Origin of the sequence: Pseudomonas sp. PDM01, from assembly GCF_014852325.1 — a bacterium.
GTDB classification, from domain to species: domain Bacteria; phylum Pseudomonadota; class Gammaproteobacteria; order Pseudomonadales; family Pseudomonadaceae; genus Aquipseudomonas; species Aquipseudomonas migulae.
Genome location: NZ_JACVBK010000010.1, coordinates 44,223 through 59,990 on the forward strand (window position 1 = coordinate 44,223; position 15,768 = coordinate 59,990).

Genomic DNA, 15,768 nt, shown 5'->3' on the forward strand with positions numbered 1-15,768 from the left:
ACATGGCGGTCAAAGCAGCAAAAATCAGTGTGTACGCCTGGGAAGGCACCGACAAAAAAGGTACGAAAATAACCGGCGAACTCAGCGCTCAGAACCCGGCGCTGATCAAGGCGCAACTGCGCAAGCAAGGCATCAATCCCGGCAAGGTGCGCAAGAAATCCGCCTCGTTTTTCAGCCTTGGCCAACGCATCAAGGCGAATGACATTGCCCTGTTCACCCGGCAGATGGCGACCATGATGAAAGCCGGCGTACCGCTGTTGCAATCGTTCGACATCATCGGCGAAGGCTTCGAAAACCCGGCCATGCGCAAACTGGTGGACGAGGTGAAACAGGAAGTCGCGGCGGGTAACAGCTTCGCGGCAGCCCTGCGCAAAAAACCGCAGTATTTTGATGAGCTCTACTGCAATCTGGTGGATGCCGGCGAACAGGCCGGCGCGCTGGACACCCTGTTGGAGCGGGTCGCGACCTACAAGGAAAAGAGCGAAAGCCTCAAGGCCAAGATCAAGAAAGCCATGACTTATCCGCTGGCGGTGGTGGTCGTCGCGATCATCGTCACCGGGATTCTGCTGGTCAAGGTGGTGCCGCAATTCGAGTCGGTGTTCAAAGGTTTTGGTGCGCAACTGCCGGCGTTCACGGTGATGGTCATCGGCCTGTCGCAGTTCATGCAGGATTGGTGGTGGCTGATGCTTGGCGTGCTGATCGCGGCGATATTCGGTGTGCGCCACGCCTTCAAGACATCGCAAGGCTTTCGGGACCGGACAGACACCTGGCTGCTGAAACTGCCATTGATTGGCGCATTGATGTACAAGTCCGCCGTGGCCCGTTACGCCCGTACGCTGTCGACCACTTTCGCCGCGGGTGTGCCGCTGGTCGAGGCGCTGGAGTCAGTGGCGGGCGCGACCGGCAACATCGTGTTCAAGCGGGCGGTGCTGCGTATCAAGCAGGACGTTTCGACGGGGATGCAGCTGAATTTCTCCATGCGCACCGCCGGCGTCTTTCCGAACATGGCGATCCAGATGACGGCCATTGGCGAAGAGTCCGGCGCACTGGACGACATGCTCGACAAGGTCGCCAGTTTCTATGAGGCGGAAGTCGACAATATGGTCGACAATCTCACCAGCCTGATGGAGCCATTCATCATGGTGGTGCTGGGTGTTATCGTCGGCGGCCTGGTGGTTGCGATGTACCTGCCCATTTTCCAACTCGGCAATGCGATCTGACATGCCCTTGAACGAAATCCTGACCGTGTACCCGTTGGCGTTTGTCGTCATTGCACTGCTGGTCGGCTTGCTGGTCGGCAGCTTCCTCAATGTGGTGATCTGGCGCCTGCCGAAAATGCTCGAGCGTGAGTGGCAATTGCAGGCCCGGGACATTCTCGGTTTGCCTGGCGAAACACCGCCGGCGACCTACAACCTGATGCTGCCCCACTCCGAGTGCCCGCATTGTGGGCACCGGATTCGCGCCTGGGAAAACATCCCGCTGCTCAGTTACGTGTTTTTACGTGGACGATGCTCAAGCTGCGCAACGCCCATCAGCAAACGCTACCCCTTGACCGAACTGGCCTGCGGCCTGCTGTCGGCGTTCATTGCCTGGCATTTCGGTTTCGGCTGGCAAGCCGTGATGGTGCTGGTCCTGAGCTGGGGCCTGTTGGCCATGAGCCTGATCGACGCCGAGCATCAACTGTTGCCGGATGTGCTGGTGCTACCGCTGATGTGGCTGGGACTGGTCGTCAACAGCTTCGGATTGTTCGTGCCGTTGCACGAGGCGCTGTGGGGTGCAATTGCGGGCTACATGGCGCTGTGGTCGGTGTTCTGGCTGTTCAAGCTGATCACCGGCAAGGAAGGCATCGGCCACGGCGATTTCAAGCTGTTGGCCATGCTGGGCGCCTGGGGCGGCTGGCAGATTTTGCCGCTGACCATTCTGCTGTCATCCCTGGTGGGCGCGATTATCGGCATGATTTTGCTGAGCCTGCGCAATGCGAAAACCTCGACCCCGATCCCCTTCGGTCCCTATCTGGCGATTGCCGGCTGGATTGCATTGCTCTGGGGTGGTCAAATAACCGGCTTCTATTGGCAGTTTGTCGGTTTGAAATGAATACCCCTGTGGATAAACCCTGGATTCTCGGCCTGACCGGTGGCATCGGCAGCGGCAAAAGCGCGGCCGCCCAGCACTTCATCGACCTGGGCGTGCACGTGGTCGATGCCGATCATGCGGCGCGCTGGGTGGTGGAGCCGGGCCGCCCGGCGCTGGCACAAATCGCCGAACATTTTGGCCCCGGCGTGTTGCAAGCCGACGGGCAACTCGATCGCGCAGCGTTGCGCAAACTGATCTTCGAAGTGCCTGAGCAACGCCTCTGGCTCGAGGCGCTTTTGCATCCGCTGATCGCCAGGGAAATCGCCGATCACCTAGGCAAGGCACAATCGCCTTACGCGATTCTGGTTTCGCCGTTGCTGATCGAGTCCGGGCAGTACGCCATGACCCAGCGAGTGCTGGTGATCGATGCGCCCGAACAACTACAGATCGAACGCACCCTGCAGCGTGACCAGACCAGCGAACAACAGGTCCAGGCGATCCTCAAGGCGCAATCCAGTCGCCAGGATCGCGTGAGCCATGCCGACGATGTGGTGGTCAACGACCGCGACCTCGCCTGGCTGCACAGCGAGGTCGAACGCCTGCATCACTTTTACCTTACATTGCGTGGAGGCCAGTCATGAGCCAGATCCCAACCGTCGAATGCCCAACCTGCGGCGCCCCTGTGGAATGGACCCCGGAAAGCACATTCCGGCCGTTCTGTTCGGACCGCTGCAAACTGATCGACCTGGGGGCGTGGGCATCGGAAGAGCACAAGATTCCAGTGGCACCCGATGCCGAGGACGAGTTGTTCAGTGGTGATTTCGACCCACGTCACTAAGTGACGGTTCAGGGCCGCATGAAGCCGTAGTCCTGACCGTCATCGAGGTTCTCGGCGAGAAACTGCAACTCATCGGCCAGATCCTCGACACTGCGCACGGCCTTGCTCTGCTGCACCACCGCGCTGAGCAAGGCGCGCAGGCTCAACCCCGGATCAAACCCGACTTCCTGCGCTGCATCCAGACTGTGGCGCAACTCCTGCCTTGCCCATTCGTAGACACTCATTTTCGATGCTCCTGAAGGTTTTTCGGAGCATGGATTCGTCGACGTTTTTTGGATTTGATGTGGATCAAGATTTCGGATCGTCGTCCTTCCAGGGTGCCGAAAGATAGCGTGTGCGGTTGAAGGTCTCCAGCCATTCGGGGCTGAACACCACCAGTGCGCTGACGACCATGCCGTTGATGAAGGCTTCGGGAAAGATGATCAGCCACAAGTAACCGACAAAATCTTCCAGCCAGTAAGGCATGACGAACAGCTCGTTGAACCACAGCAGCCACAGGGCCAGCAGCAGGCACAGCAAGGCCGACAGCGCCGCTGCGAAGAAACCGGAAACGAAGATATACACGAAGGGATTACGCGGCTGCGCGCGCTCGACCAGGATTGCGCAGCACTCGGTGACCAGCACGGGCAGCAGAATCAACAAGGCGCCGTTCACGCCGACGGCGGCGAGGTCCTGGCGTCCGAGCATTACCAGGCCTGCTTGTGCGACCAGTCCGCCGACGATCGCCAAGGGCCAGTCCAGGAGCAGGGTTACGGCGGTCATGCCGATGAAGTGATAGGACACGCCGGTGTCGAAATCCCGGCGTACCAGCCACAGCATGAATAGCGCGAACACGGTGCCGAACAACAGATGCTGGCGGCGGCTGTCGCTGAACAGCTCGACCCACGGGGCGCGTGCGATGGCCCAGATCAGGGCCGGGACGTAGATCAGCCAGCCGACGGTGAGGGTTTCGGGGGACAGCAGCTCGGCGCCGATCATGGCTGGGTGGGCTCCCTTGTCTTTGCCGGAATGGGGTGGGGTATCAGTTTACACCGGTGTTTGGTTGGTCTTTGTTTGGGGGGCATATCCGTTTCTGTGGTTATGGCGGCTATTGGTTTCGCCCTTACGGCGAGTCACTTGGAAAAGCCCCAAGTAACCAAGGGCTCTTGCCCCTTTCGTTCGGTGCCTCGCCTAGGCTCGCCATGCCCTCGCTCCGGTCCTGCTCCGTGGGCCCGCCGCCATCCATGCCGGGTTGCCCACTGCGCAGAACCTCCACTCGGCCTCTCGAGGGGGCGCTCAGATCAAAAGCTGAAGGCGAGCTAACGCTCGGCCTGATGAGTGGTGAAAAGCAAAAGCAAACGCAGATCCCTGTAGGAGCCGGCTTGCTGGCGATGGCGGTGGGTCATCCAACATATTTGTTGACTGGACGGACGCCATCGCCAGCAAGCTGGCTCCTACAAGGGCAATGCAGATGTGTTTGGATAAATACGATCAACTGTAGGAGCCGGCTTGCTGGCGATAGCGGTGGGTCAGTCACCCTCCTTTTCGACTGGACGGACGCCATCGCCAGCAAGCTGGCTCCTACAGGGAAAATGCGTATATGTTTGGATAAATACGATCAACTGTAGGAGCCGGCTTGCTGGCGATAGCGGTGGGTCAGTCCCCCTCCTTTTCGACTGGACGGACGCAATCGCCAGCAAGCTGGCTCCTACAAGGGAAATGCAGATGCGTCTGGATGAATACGATCAACTGTAGGAGCCGGCTTGCCGGCGATAGCAGTGGGTTAGTCACCCTCCTTTTCGACTGGACGGACGCCATCGCCAGCAAGCTGGCTCCTACAAGGGCAATGCAGATGCGTTTGGATGAATACGATCAACTGTAGGAGCCGGCTTGCTGGCGATAGCGGTGGATCAGTCACCTGTTTATTGATTGGACGGATGCCATCGCCAGCAAGCCGGCTCCTACAGGGGAATGCGTAAATGTCCGAAATTAGTGCGGCCACCACAATGCGAGAGCACGTGCACGACCGAAGAGCCAGGTCGGCTTTCAGGCCGCCTCGGCGGCTGTGGCGGTAGTCGCCCCCTCGAGAGGCCGAGCGCAGGTTCTGCGCAGTGGGCAACCCGGCATGGATGCCGGGTTAGCCGCGCACGGCCAAGGATGGCCGATCGCGGCGGGCCCACGGAGCAGGACCGAAGCGAGGGCATGCCGAGCATTAGCGAGGCACCGAACGAAAGGGGCAAGAGCGCTTTAGTTACTTTCGCGCTTTTCGAAAGTGACTCGCCGTAAGGGCGAAACCAATAGCAGCCATAAACCCAGAAACGGATATGCCCCCCCATTGTTACGTTTCCTGCAAAGCTGAATCAGCCCCAGCCCCCTTTATCCATCACCACCAAGGACTAAACTTCAAGCATCAAAACCAACACCGAGCGCACAAAAATGAAAACCCTGAGCACCCTGTTTCTGACCCTGATCGCCACCTCAGCCATGGCCGCCAGCGAGCCCGCCACCACCCCGTACGACCCGGCGCTACCGCTGGACATCGCCAAGGTGGTTTCCGTCACCGACACCGCAACCGCCTGCGACGTCGTGCCGGCAACCATGGTCTACATCGACCATCAGGGCCAGACCCATCGCGTGACCTACCAAGTCATGGGCAACTGCACAAGCAACCTGTAACACCAGGCATCACACGATCAGCCGTTTCGCCTGCAACGCCAAATCATGCAGGCCGGCCAAACGCGCCATGATCCGCTCGACCACCTCGACCCTGGCCACCGCACCGCTTTGCAATTCCCCCATCGAATGCAAAGCCACTCCAGCCTTTTCCAGCCCCAGACGGGTGGAGCCGGATAACTGCTGAATCCCCTGGCGTGCATGCTCCGCCGACTGTTCCAGCCCCGTGGCGATTTGCCGAATCTGCGCACTGGAGTCCGCAGCCTGACGCGAGAGATTGCGCACCTCATCGGCGACCACCGCAAACCCTCGGCCATGACTGCCCGCCCTCGCCGCCTCGATTGCCGCGTTGAGCGCCAGCAAATTGGTCTGACGGGCGATGTCCTGGATGCTGCCGACAATCGCGCCGATGCGCATCGACTGACTGCCGAGCTCATCGAACACCTGATCCAGACGCTGCATGTAGAGGTTCAGGTCCTCCAGCACACTGGCCGAAGACTGCATGCTCTGCGCACTCGCCTTGACCCGATCGCCGGCCGTGCGCGCCAGTTGATTGGCAAAGCGCATGTCTTCCTCGGTTTGCAACACCGACTCGGTCAATTGCTCCAGCTTGACCTGCAAGCCGATGTTGTAAGGCAGTTGTTCTTTCTCAATGGTCATAGCAGCGTCCAGGTGTAACTGAGGATCAGGCGGTTTTCGTCGATATCACTGCGGTAGTTGGAACGGGCCATCACGTTGCGCACGCGAATCCCGAGGCCTTTGAGGCTGCCGTTTTGCAGCACGTAGCCGAGGTCGAGATCACGCTCGCGATCCTTGCCCTCGAACCCTTGCCCTGTGTCGACGTTATTACCGGAAATGTAACGCACGGTGCTGGTCAGCCCCGGCACACCGAGGGCGGCGAAGTCGTAGTCGTAACGCGCCTGCCAGGAGCGTTCGTCGGTAAAGGCAAACTCGTAGGTCGGCACTTCGTTGCCCAGCGGCGAGATGTTGGCGAAGACACGCGGGAATGCGCTGTCACCGAACATCCCCTGATAACCGACATAAAACGTGTGACCACCGCGCTTGGCCGACAGCAGCGAGAAGAACGCCTGGTTATCAATGTTGCCCAACAGCTTCTTGCCGTCTTCGCGCGAATCGTAATAACCAAGGTTGGCGCCCAGGGTCCAGTCGCCCATCGGCTGGCTGTGCTTGAGACCGAGAAAACGCTGGTTGTAGATATCTTCCAGTTGCCCGAACCAGGCGCTGACCGAGCTGCGTTTATCGTTGAAGGCGTAATCGGCGCCGGCAAAGTTGAAGCCATCACTGCTGACCTGGCGCTGCGGCACGTGGCCGAGCATGGCCTGCATTTTCTCGTCGCCCGCCTCGTTGCGCAGGCTGGTCGTGTTCAAGTGACCGCCTTGCAAAGTCAGGCCATTGATCTCATTGGAACTGATGCTTGCACCTTGGTAACTGGGCGGCAGCAGGCGGATATCACTGAACGCCAGCACCGGCAGGTTGGGTTGCAACTCCCCGACCTTCAGCTCGGTTTTGGAGTAACGCACCTTCAGCGCAGCTTCGAGACGGCTGTAATCATCTGCCGCGCGCCCGTCATCCTTGACCGGCAGCAAACCGGTATTGACCCGATCCGGGCTGCTGTCGAGTTTGAGGCCGAGCAGGCCGATCACATCCACACCAAACCCGACGGGGCCCTGGGTGTAGCCGGATTTGACGTTAAGGATGAAGCCCTGCGCCCACTCTTCGGACTTCGATTGTTTGTTCGCCCCGACGATGTCGGAGAAGTCCCGGCTGAAGTAGTAATTGCGTGCCTGCAAGGTGGCCGTGGTGTCTTCGATAAAGCCGCCCTCTGCCGCCATCGTACCGGTGGAGAAACCGGAGACGAGCGCCATGGACAACACGGAACCGGTTGTTGGAAGAATCTGTTTCATCGTTTTTTCTCTTATTTTTATTGATCGACAGTTGGAAGTGCTTCAGCCGCCACGCTTTCGCGACGGGCGTTTAACAACACATGGGTGACCATGCCGAAAATCAGTCCCCAAAAAGCCGCGGACAAACCCAACAACGACATGCCCGAAGCGGTGGTGAGAAAGGTCACCAGCGCGGCTTCGCGATCACTCGGCACCGCCATTGCGCCGGCCAGTGCCCCGGCAATCGCGGCGAACAGCGCCAGCCCGGCCAACGCCGCGATCAGCTCTTTGGGGAATGCCGAAAACAGCGAAACCAGGGTGGCGCCGAAGATGCCCAGCAGCAGGTAACACAGCCCGCCGACCACCCCGGCCACGTAGCGCTTGCCGGGGTTTTCATGGGCCTCGCGACCGGTACAAATGGCTGCGGTGATCGCGGCCAGATTCAGCCCGTGGCAACCGAACGGTGCCAACAGCGCCGTGCCCAACGCACTGCTGGCGATGATCGGGCCGGACGGCGTCGCGTAACCGCTGGCCCGCAACACCGCCATGCCGGGCACGAACTGGCCGGTCAGCGCCACCATCACCAGCGGCAAGGCAATGTTCAGCGTCGCGCTCAGGCTGAACACGGGCGTGATCCACACCGGTGTGGCCAACCCGATCACCAGCGCTTCGCTGTGTAAATCACCGCCGAGAAACGCCACCGAGCAGCCCACCAGCAGCACCATCACCACCGCATAACGCGGCATCAGCCGTTTGCAGATCAGGTACGTGGCAAACATCGCCAGCACCAGCAACGGTTTGCCCTGCAACGAGACAAACAACCCGGTACCGAAACTGAACAGAATCCCCGCCAGCATCGCCGCCGCAACAGCCGCCGGCAGTTTGCCGATGATCCGGTCAAACGCCCCCGACACCCCGACCAGGAAAATGATCAGGCTGCTGACCAGGTACGCGCCCACCGCCTCCGGCATCGAGATCCCCGGCAACAGCGCCACCAACAATGCCGAGCCCGGCGCCGACCACGCGATGATCACCGGCACGCGGTAACGCAGGCTCAAACCGATACCGAGCACCGCGCTGCCGATGGAAATCGCCCAGACCCACGACGACAACACTTCCCGCGACAGGTGTGCGGTCTCGGCCGCCTGGAAAATAATCACCAACGGGCCGGCATAGGAAATCACCGTGGCGATAAATCCGGCGACGGCCGCCGACAGGGAAAAATCCCGGACAAACGTTTTCATGAAGCTTCGCCGACAGACCCGTCTGGCGAACCGTTGCGCAGGCCCGACAGCGCTTGCTTGTGACTGCGCTGACTGCTGATCGCAAACACGGTCATGGCAATCGCGGCCACCGCGCCGGGCAAGGCAAACGCCATGAAGTTGAGTTGCAGCGGCAGGCTGATCCCGAGCAAGGCACCACCCAGCAGCGGCCCGACAATCGCACCGTTACGTCCGATGCCCGAGGCCCAGCCCAGACCGGTCGAGCGAATGGTCATGGAGTAGAACTGCGCGGCGCAGGCGTACAACAGAATCTGCGAGCCGATGGTGGTGGCGCCGGCGATGGCGATCAGCAGGTACAGCAGCGGCATCGGGCTGTTGAAACCGAGCAAGGTGATCGACACGGCGGCCACGGCGAAGAACACCGCCAACACCCGCGGCAGATTCAGTTTGTCACCCAGCACGCCGCCACCGACCGCACCGAAAATGGCGCCGAAGTTGAGCACCAGCAGGAACGACAGGCTCGAACCCAGGCTGTAACCGGCGTTGGCCATCAGTTTCGGCAGCCAGGAACTCAAGGCGTAAACCATCAACAAGCAGCAGAAAAACGCCAGCCACAACATCAGCGTGCGCAGTGCGCGCCCCTCGCGAAACAGTTGCAGCACGGGGGTGCCGGTGCCCTTCACTTCGCTCATGTGCAGTTGATCGCCGGACTGCGCGACGTACGCCGGGTCGACCCGTTGAAGAATGGCGCGCGCCTCTTCATTGCGTCCCTGACGCAGCATAAAACCCACCGACTCGGGCAGGAAGTACATGATCAGCGGCAACAACACCAACGGCAGCACCGCGACGTAAAACACCGACTGCCAGCCGAAGCTCGGGATCAGCACGATGCCCAGTCCCGCCGAGAGCATGCCGCCCACGGAGTAGCCGCTGAACATGATCGCCACCAGCGTGCTGCGGATTTTCTTCGGCGCGTACTCGTTCATCAGCGCCACGACGTTGGGCATCACCCCGCCAATGCCCAGGCCGGCGATGAACCGGCACAGGCCGAACTCGGTGGGGTTGCGGGCAAAACCGTTGAGCACGGTAAAACCGCTGAAGAGCATCACACAGATGGTGATGGCTTTCTTGCGGCCGATCTTGTCCGAGAGCGGGCCGAAAAACAGCGCGCCGAACATCATTCCAAACAATGCGTAACTTCCCAGCGCGCCGGCCTGCAAGGGACTGAGCCCCCACTCCTTCATCAGCATCGGCAACACCACGCCGTAAATCACCAGATCGTAACCGTCGAAAATGATGATCAGGGCACACCAGAACAGCACCATCCAGTGGAAGCGGTTGAATCGAGCGTTGTCGATAACCTCATGTACGTCGATCTTGCGCATGGCATTCATCTCTTGTTGTTGTTTTATTCAGAACGTCGGTAAAGCGGCTAACGTCCCGTAAAGCCGAGGGTAAAGCTGCCAGGCGCGGGGCAATATCCGCTTTGCGCAGATCGCTATCCGTTTTGTGCAGGGCCCTGAAACAGGCGCGGGATGGGGCAATGGCGTGACAGGCTTTTGCTCTTCTCCGACAAACTGTCTTCTTTGCGAACGCATTTGAACGCTAAGCTTGGGCCTATGGATGACTCAGATTACTTACGCCTGCTGACCATTGCGGCCGAGCAAGCCAACGCGTTTCTTTCCAATGCCCGCAAATGGGAGCGTGAGCGTTGGGTGTGCCAGCGCCTGCTGCAAGGGCTGAACATTCCTTACCGCACCGACGAATTCGCGCCTGCCGGGGAGCCGCCGGACGTGCTGTTTCGCGAGGCGAATTTCGAAGTGTTTTTCGTGCTCGACGAAGGCCGGCGCCTCAACGATGAGTGGCGCGATGAACTGCAACGCCGACGCAGTGCGTTTTCGCTGAGTTCGCTGGTGCGTCGCGAAGCCAAACCCCGGCGCATTCCGGCCAATGAATTCCTGCTGAGACTGGCGCCGACCTTGCGCAAAAAAGCGCACAACTACAAAGAGCGCGGCATGGACCTGGGCGAACTGGACATCATCGCCTTCGCCAGCCTCAAGCGCGAAGTGCTCGACCTCAATAGCCATTTCCCACCGCCCACCGAATACTTGCGCCAAGGCTGGCGCTCGTTGTCGCTGGTAGGACCGACCTTCGCCCGTGTTTTATTTGCGCATCCCGACGCCCCGGATTTCCTGCGCAGCAACCTCGGTCGCAGCATCGTCTTCGATGTCGGGATCAGCCTGTGAGTCCATTGCAGGAACTGATCGCTGAAATCCCGCAAACCGGCCGCGTACGCTGGATCGGCGTGCGCCCGCAGCCACACGTGCCGATGATCGAACTGGAGGCCGTGGAGGCACGACTCGAGGCCGGGTTGACCGGCGATCGCGCCCGCCCCGGCGTGCGCAATGCGCGGCAGGTGACGTTGATTCAGTGGGAGCATCTGGCGGTGATCAACTCGCTGATGGGCCGCTCGGAAGATAATCCGCTATTGCCTAATGATTTGCGGCGCAACCTCGTTATCAGTGGGATCAACCTGTTCAGCCTCAAGGGTCGCCGTTTCAAAATCGGCCAGGCGATTTTCGAAACCACCGGTTGGTGTCAGCCCTGCGCGCGCCTGCAAAACAACCTCGGCCCTGGCACCTTTCAGGCCGTTCGCGGACATGGCGGAATCACCGCCCGAGTGTTACAAAGTGGAATCATTCGCCTGGACGATACGGTCAGCGTCGAGCCTGTTCCAGCGAGCGGCTATGCTCCGTTCAATGCGGGCTGATGTGTTACACCGCCGCCCGCATGTAGCTTCCCCACATTCAGCAACGTCTACCCCTGACGAGGCCCGATATGACCAGCCGCCTGAACCCCGACGACCAAAAGCATGTCGAAGAGTACCTGCACCTGTCCCAGCACCGAGTCGAGCGCCGGCCTTTCCGGCCGTGGATGCTCCTGGTGGTGGTGCTGGCAGTGACTATTGGCCTGGGCCTGTTGAGCCGATTTATCAGTTACCTGACGCTATGAGCTGCATCGCGCTCGCTCGGGTAATTGCACCGATTTCTTTTAGCCTTGCGAGATATCCCCATGACTCATCGTATTGTCATCGTTGGCGGCGGCGCCGGCGGTCTGGAGTTGGCTACCCGTCTGGGTAAGACTCTGGGCAAGCGCGGCACGGCCAGTGTGATGCTGGTCGACGCGAACCTGACCCACATCTGGAAACCGCTGTTGCATGAAGTGGCGGCCGGTTCCCTGAACTCTTCCGAAGACGAACTCAACTATGTTGCCCAGGCAAAATGGAACCACTTCGAGTTCCAGCTGGGGCGCATGAGCGGGCTTGATCGGGCACAGAAGAAAATCCAGCTGGCCGCCACCTATGACGAAGCCGGCCTGGAACTGGTGCCGGCGCGTGAAGTGCCGTACGACTCGCTGGTGATCGCCGTCGGCAGCACCACCAACGATTTCGGCACCCTGGGCGCGGCGCAACATTGCCTGTTCCTCGACACACGCAAACAGGCCGAGCGTTTCCACCAGCAACTGCTCAACCATTATTTGCGCGCGCACGCCGGGCAGACGGATGTGGTGCAGCGGATCAGCGTGGCCATCGTCGGCGCTGGCGCCACAGGCGTCGAGCTGGCCGCCGAACTGCACAACGCCGCACATGAACTGGCGGCTTACGGTCTGGACCGGATCAAACCGGAGAACATGCACATCACCTTGATCGAAGCCGGTCCACGGGTGCTGCCTGCATTGCCGGAACGCATTGGCGGGCCTGTGCATAAAACCCTGGAGAAACTCGGGGTCAATGTCATGACCAACGCAGCCGTTAGCGAAGTGACCGCCGACAGCCTGATCACCGCCGACGGCAAAGTGATCAACGCCAGCCTGAAAGTCTGGGCCGCCGGGATTCGTGCGCCGGGTTTCCTCAAGGACATCGACGGTCTGGAAACCAACCGCATCAACCAGCTGCAAGTGCTGCCGACCCTGCAAACCACCCGCGACGAGAACATCTTCGCCTTCGGTGACTGCGCGGCCTGCCCGCAACCGGGCACCGATCGCAATGTGCCGCCGCGTGCCCAGGCGGCACATCAGCAGGCGTCGTTGCTGGCCAAATCGCTGAAGCTGCGGATCGAAGGCAAGGCTTTGCCTGTGTACAAGTACACCGACTACGGCTCGTTGATTTCGCTGTCGCGTTTTTCGGCTGTGGGTAACTTGATGGGCAACCTGACCGGCAGCGTGATGCTCGAGGGTTGGCTGGCGCGGATGTTTTATGTGTCGCTGTACCGCATGCACCAGATGGCGCTGTATGGCGCGTTCCGCACGGCGATGTTGATGCTGGGCAGCAAAATTGGCCGCGGGACCGAGCCGCGCCTCAAGCTGCACTAATAACCATCCCCTGTGGGAGCGAGCCTGCTCGCGATAGCGGAGTGTCAGTCACCACATGAGTTGGCTGACACACCGCTTCGCGAGCAGGCTCGCTCCCACATTTGATCTCCACTGACTTGGAGATCCGTGTCTTACTGTACCTCCCCCCGCGATTTTCCCCCTTCGCTTACAAACTCCCCCTTGCGCGACACAGCAGCGATACACCTCGCCCGCTACATGGCCACATCCGAGCAAGGCACCCGGCCGCGCTTCTCCACCGAGAGGTGCGGCTTTTTTTCGTCTGGCGGTTTTACACGCGAAAACGCTGCACCATCCCCTGCAACGCATTGGCCAGTTTCGACAACTCATGACTGGAGGCACTGGTCTGATCCGCGCCGGTAGCGGAACGCACCGACAGATCACGAATGTTCACCAGATTGCGATCCACCTCCCGGGCCACTTGGGCCTGTTCTTCCGCTGCACTGGCAATCACCAGGTTGCGCTCGTGGATTTCGTGAACCGATGCAGTGATCGTCTGCAATGCGTCACCCGCCCGCTTCGCCATCACCAGAGTTTCGGCAGCACGGGAAGCGCTGGCATTCATCGAGTCCAGCGCCAGGCTCGAACCATTGCGCATGCCCTGGACCATTTGTTCGATTTCCTGGGTCGATTGCTGCGTGCGATGCGCCAGTGCACGCACTTCATCGGCCACCACCGCAAAACCGCGCCCGCTTTCACCCGCACGCGCCGCTTCAATCGCAGCGTTGAGCGCCAACAGATTGGTTTGCTCGGCAATGGCCCGAATCACATCCAGCACCTTGCCGATGTCCTGGGACTGATTGGCCAGCGATTGCACCAACTCACCGGTGTGCTGAACATCATTGGCCAGGTCGCTGATGGCACTTGCGGTTTCGCTGACCCGCTCCTGCCCCAGATGCGCCGACTCGCTGGACTGGCGAGTGGCGTCGGAGGTCGACACTGCGTTGCGCGCAACTTCTTCGACGGCGGAGGTCATTTCGTTGACCGCCGTGGCGGCTTGCTCAATCTCGTTGTTCTGTTGTTGCAGGCCCTGAGTGCTGTCGAGGGTGACGGCGTTCAGCTCATCTGCCGCCGTGGCCAGCTGCGTCGCCGAGCCACTGATGGCTTGCAGGGTTTCCCGCAGGTTCTGCTGCATGGTCGCCAGCGCCTTGAGCAAACGGCTCACTTCGTCGTTGCCATGGGTCGCGATAGGTCGGGTCAAATCGCCCTGCGCCACGCTTTCCGCTGCACTCAGGGCTTCGTTCAGCGGACGGACGATACTGCGAGTCAGCAACATTGCCAGGCCGACAGTCGCCAACGCCGCGAGGGCGATGAACAGGCTGACGATGGACCGCGAGGTTTCGTAGTGCGCTGCGGATTTCTGGCTTTCAACGGCGACCTGTTTGGCGAACAGTTCCGCCAGGTCATTGAGCTGCTTGCCGGAACCATCGACCACGGTTTTCATGTCGATCAACAGCAGTTTGGTCAGCTCGTCACGGCGACCTTGCTCGGCCAGGGTGAACGACTGGGCAATGCCGGTGCGATAGGCGGCGAAGGTGGTTTTGAACTGGTCGTACAAGGCCTGACCTTCAGCGGTGTCGACCAACTTGTCGTAAGCCGCAATCTTCTCGCTCAGTTCCTTGTCGCGAGTGTCCATCTGGCCGCGGTAGGTGGGAATGTTCTTTGGGTCTTGATCCAGTGCCATGCGCAAGGAAATGGTACGGATGCGCAGCATCAGCTCGCGGATCTCATCACCACCACGGATGCTCGGCAGCCATTGCTTCTCCACCGCCACCTCGCTCTCGCGAATGCTCGACATTTGCCCCAGGGCAAATATTCCAAGCAACGCCACCAGCACGGCAATCAAGGCAAAACCCAGCGCAGCACGAGGGGCAATATTCAGCTGACGAAGAAACATAACGAGTGCCTTTCTTGTTGTTGGCCTGAATGGGAGGTCGCGAGTGCGCCCCGACAGCTCGTTATCGGCTAGTTGTACGATGACTTGAAAGGATTCGGCTTTTTCAAAGGCAAAAAAAATCCCCGTATCTTTCGATACGAGGATTTTTAATATGGTCGGGGTAAGGGGATTCGAACTCCTGACATCCTGCTCCCAAAGCAGGCGCGCTACCGGACTGCGCTATACCCCGGTAAAAAAAAGGCACCTTTAAAAGGCGCCTTCTGCGAACAGAGCTTTTGGCGTCTGATCTTAAGATTCGATTCCAGCGTTAACTGGTTTCAAAAATGGTGGGTCGTGTGGGATTCGAACCTACGACCAATTGGTTAAAAGCCAACTGCTCTACCAACTGAGCTAACGACCCAAAAATGGTCGGGGTAAGGGGATTCGAACTCCTGACATCCTGCTCCCAAAGCAGGCGCGCTACCGGACTGCGCTATACCCCGGTTTGAAATTGGCTCCGTGACCAGGACTCGAACCTGGGACCCAATGATTAACAGTCATTTGCTCTACCGACTGAGCTATCACGGAACTACATATTTCAATTTACAACGGTGAAGCTTTACTGCGTTCTCTTCGACCCGTTCGCATCGCTGCGTTCGTGTGTCTGAGGCGCGCTATTCTACAATCTTAAGCACCTCTGTCAACCCCCTAAATTGCATTCAAGTTAATGATTTGCAACTTATTTCAGATTCCTGCTTGGGGAGCAGAAACCCTTCCGGGTGACTTACTGCGGGGCGCACTTTACAAGCCTTT

Annotated in this window: 15 protein-coding genes, 4 tRNA genes and 1 pseudogene; 9 read left to right on the plus strand and 11 right to left on the minus strand. The window is 59.7% G+C overall.

All coding sequences use genetic code 11. The features are described from left to right. Positions 1 to 2: 2 nt before the first annotated feature. From IB246_RS23625 to yacG, 4 genes are read left to right on the plus strand one after another with little or no spacing between them, the layout of a single operon-like run. Positions 3 to 1,220, plus strand: coding sequence for a type II secretion system F family protein (locus IB246_RS23625; RefSeq protein WP_008042843.1), 1,218 nt, complete (start codon positions 3 to 5; stop codon positions 1,218 to 1,220). A gap of 1 nt (position 1,221) precedes the next feature. Further along, positions 1,222 to 2,094, plus strand: a complete 873-nt coding sequence (locus IB246_RS23630; RefSeq protein WP_008042845.1) for a prepilin peptidase — start codon at positions 1,222 to 1,224, stop codon at positions 2,092 to 2,094. After that, a complete protein-coding gene (gene coaE, locus IB246_RS23635) occupies positions 2,091 to 2,714 on the plus strand; it encodes a dephospho-CoA kinase (RefSeq protein ID WP_008033209.1) in 624 nt (207 codons plus the stop codon). Before IB246_RS23630 ends, coaE begins: the two co-directional genes overlap by 4 nt. Further along, positions 2,711 to 2,911, plus strand: a complete 201-nt coding sequence (gene yacG / locus IB246_RS23640; protein ID WP_008033210.1) for a DNA gyrase inhibitor YacG — start codon at positions 2,711 to 2,713, stop codon at positions 2,909 to 2,911. The genes coaE and yacG overlap by 4 nt, the downstream gene beginning before the upstream one ends. 8 nt (positions 2,912 to 2,919) lie before the next feature. On the opposite strand, the gene IB246_RS23645 is transcribed toward yacG, so the two are convergent. Together IB246_RS23645 and IB246_RS23650 are read right to left on the minus strand one after the other, a co-directional pair. Continuing rightward, on the minus strand, positions 2,920 to 3,135 hold the full coding sequence (locus IB246_RS23645; protein WP_008033212.1) for a hypothetical protein: 216 nt from the start codon (positions 3,133 to 3,135) through the stop codon (positions 2,920 to 2,922). A 64-nt stretch (positions 3,136 to 3,199) separates the two neighbouring features. After that, the gene (locus tag IB246_RS23650; protein WP_008042847.1) at positions 3,200 to 3,889 is read right to left on the minus strand and encodes an energy-coupling factor ABC transporter permease; all 690 of its coding nucleotides are present in this window, start codon (positions 3,887 to 3,889) and stop codon (positions 3,200 to 3,202) included. A gap of 1,437 nt (positions 3,890 to 5,326) precedes the next feature. On the opposite strand from IB246_RS23650, the gene IB246_RS23655 reads away from it, so the two are divergent. Continuing rightward, positions 5,327 to 5,566 carry a DUF2790 domain-containing protein gene (locus IB246_RS23655; RefSeq protein ID WP_008037873.1) on the plus strand — a complete coding sequence of 80 codons (240 nt, stop codon included), beginning with the start codon at positions 5,327 to 5,329 and terminating at the stop codon, positions 5,564 to 5,566. A gap of 9 nt (positions 5,567 to 5,575) precedes the next feature. Here IB246_RS23655 and IB246_RS29125 read toward each other — a convergent pair. The 4 genes and pseudogenes from IB246_RS29125 to IB246_RS23675 form a co-directional block, all read right to left on the minus strand. Further along, positions 5,576 to 5,977 (minus strand): annotated as a pseudogene (locus IB246_RS29125) (methyl-accepting chemotaxis protein); the annotation flags it as partial. Positions 5,978 to 6,219: 242 nt separating this feature from the next. Next, positions 6,220 to 7,488, minus strand: coding sequence for an OprD family porin (locus tag IB246_RS23665; RefSeq protein ID WP_008037875.1), 1,269 nt, complete (start codon positions 7,486 to 7,488; stop codon positions 6,220 to 6,222). Between the two features lie 17 nt (positions 7,489 to 7,505). Then, on the minus strand, positions 7,506 to 8,711 hold the full coding sequence (locus IB246_RS23670) for a benzoate/H(+) symporter BenE family transporter (protein ID WP_008037876.1): 1,206 nt from the start codon (positions 8,709 to 8,711) through the stop codon (positions 7,506 to 7,508). Next, positions 8,708 to 10,075 (minus strand): aromatic acid/H+ symport family MFS transporter, encoded by a 1,368-nt coding sequence (locus IB246_RS23675; protein ID WP_008037877.1) that lies wholly within the window; start codon positions 10,073 to 10,075, stop codon positions 8,708 to 8,710. The genes IB246_RS23670 and IB246_RS23675 overlap by 4 nt, the downstream gene beginning before the upstream one ends. A 234-nt stretch (positions 10,076 to 10,309) precedes the next feature. On the opposite strand from IB246_RS23675, the gene IB246_RS23680 reads away from it, so the two are divergent. The 4 genes from IB246_RS23680 (at position 10,310) to IB246_RS23695 (ending at position 13,061) form a co-directional block, all read left to right on the plus strand. Then, entirely contained in the window at positions 10,310 to 10,936 is a 627-nt protein-coding gene (locus IB246_RS23680) for a DUF1780 domain-containing protein (RefSeq protein WP_032828736.1), read from the plus strand. Beyond that, positions 10,933 to 11,460: an MOSC domain-containing protein gene (locus IB246_RS23685; RefSeq protein ID WP_008037878.1), complete on the plus strand. Its 528-nt coding sequence runs from the start codon at positions 10,933 to 10,935 to the stop codon at positions 11,458 to 11,460. The genes IB246_RS23680 and IB246_RS23685 overlap by 4 nt, the downstream gene beginning before the upstream one ends. A 68-nt stretch (positions 11,461 to 11,528) precedes the next feature. Beyond that, positions 11,529 to 11,702, plus strand: a complete 174-nt coding sequence (locus tag IB246_RS23690) for a DUF3094 domain-containing protein (protein WP_008028730.1) — start codon at positions 11,529 to 11,531, stop codon at positions 11,700 to 11,702. A 60-nt stretch (positions 11,703 to 11,762) separates the two neighbouring features. Beyond that, the gene (locus IB246_RS23695; protein WP_008037879.1) at positions 11,763 to 13,061 is read left to right on the plus strand and encodes an NAD(P)/FAD-dependent oxidoreductase; all 1,299 of its coding nucleotides are present in this window, start codon (positions 11,763 to 11,765) and stop codon (positions 13,059 to 13,061) included. Positions 13,062 to 13,350: 289 nt separating this feature from the next. On the opposite strand, the gene IB246_RS23700 is transcribed toward IB246_RS23695, so the two are convergent. The 5 genes from IB246_RS23700 to IB246_RS23720 form a co-directional block, all read right to left on the minus strand. After that, on the minus strand, positions 13,351 to 14,976 hold the full coding sequence (locus IB246_RS23700) for a methyl-accepting chemotaxis protein (RefSeq protein ID WP_008037880.1): 1,626 nt from the start codon (positions 14,974 to 14,976) through the stop codon (positions 13,351 to 13,353). 152 nt (positions 14,977 to 15,128) lie between these two features. Then, a tRNA-Pro gene (locus tag IB246_RS23705) sits at positions 15,129 to 15,205 on the minus strand. Between the two features lie 95 nt (positions 15,206 to 15,300). After that, positions 15,301 to 15,376 (minus strand) — tRNA-Lys (locus IB246_RS23710). Positions 15,377 to 15,381: 5 nt separating this feature from the next. Continuing rightward, positions 15,382 to 15,458, minus strand: a tRNA-Pro gene (locus tag IB246_RS23715). Positions 15,459 to 15,467: 9 nt separating this feature from the next. Then, positions 15,468 to 15,543: transfer RNA gene (locus IB246_RS23720), tRNA-Asn, on the minus strand. Positions 15,544 to 15,768 lie beyond the last annotated feature (225 nt).

Coding starts and splice junctions, on each gene's coding strand:
- IB246_RS23645 (WP_008033212.1), bottom strand. CDS start 3,135: ATGAGTGTCTACGAATGGGCAAGGCAGGAGTTGCGCCACAGTCTGGAT.
- IB246_RS23690 (WP_008028730.1), top strand. CDS start 11,529: ATGACCAGCCGCCTGAACCCCGACGACCAAAAGCATGTCGAAGAGTAC.
- IB246_RS23655 (WP_008037873.1), top strand. CDS start 5,327: ATGAAAACCCTGAGCACCCTGTTTCTGACCCTGATCGCCACCTCAGCC.
- IB246_RS23695 (WP_008037879.1), top strand. CDS start 11,763: ATGACTCATCGTATTGTCATCGTTGGCGGCGGCGCCGGCGGTCTGGAG.
- IB246_RS23650 (WP_008042847.1), bottom strand. CDS start 3,889: ATGATCGGCGCCGAGCTGCTGTCCCCCGAAACCCTCACCGTCGGCTGG.
- yacG (WP_008033210.1), top strand. CDS start 2,711: ATGAGCCAGATCCCAACCGTCGAATGCCCAACCTGCGGCGCCCCTGTG.
- coaE (WP_008033209.1), top strand. CDS start 2,091: ATGAATACCCCTGTGGATAAACCCTGGATTCTCGGCCTGACCGGTGGC.
- IB246_RS23630 (WP_008042845.1), top strand. CDS start 1,222: ATGCCCTTGAACGAAATCCTGACCGTGTACCCGTTGGCGTTTGTCGTC.
- IB246_RS23700 (WP_008037880.1), bottom strand. CDS start 14,976: ATGTTTCTTCGTCAGCTGAATATTGCCCCTCGTGCTGCGCTGGGTTTT.
- IB246_RS23625 (WP_008042843.1), top strand. CDS start 3: ATGGCGGTCAAAGCAGCAAAAATCAGTGTGTACGCCTGGGAAGGCACC.
- IB246_RS23680 (WP_032828736.1), top strand. CDS start 10,310: ATGGATGACTCAGATTACTTACGCCTGCTGACCATTGCGGCCGAGCAA.
- IB246_RS23665 (WP_008037875.1), bottom strand. CDS start 7,488: ATGAAACAGATTCTTCCAACAACCGGTTCCGTGTTGTCCATGGCGCTC.
- IB246_RS23670 (WP_008037876.1), bottom strand. CDS start 8,711: ATGAAAACGTTTGTCCGGGATTTTTCCCTGTCGGCGGCCGTCGCCGGA.
- IB246_RS23675 (WP_008037877.1), bottom strand. CDS start 10,075: ATGCGCAAGATCGACGTACATGAGGTTATCGACAACGCTCGATTCAAC.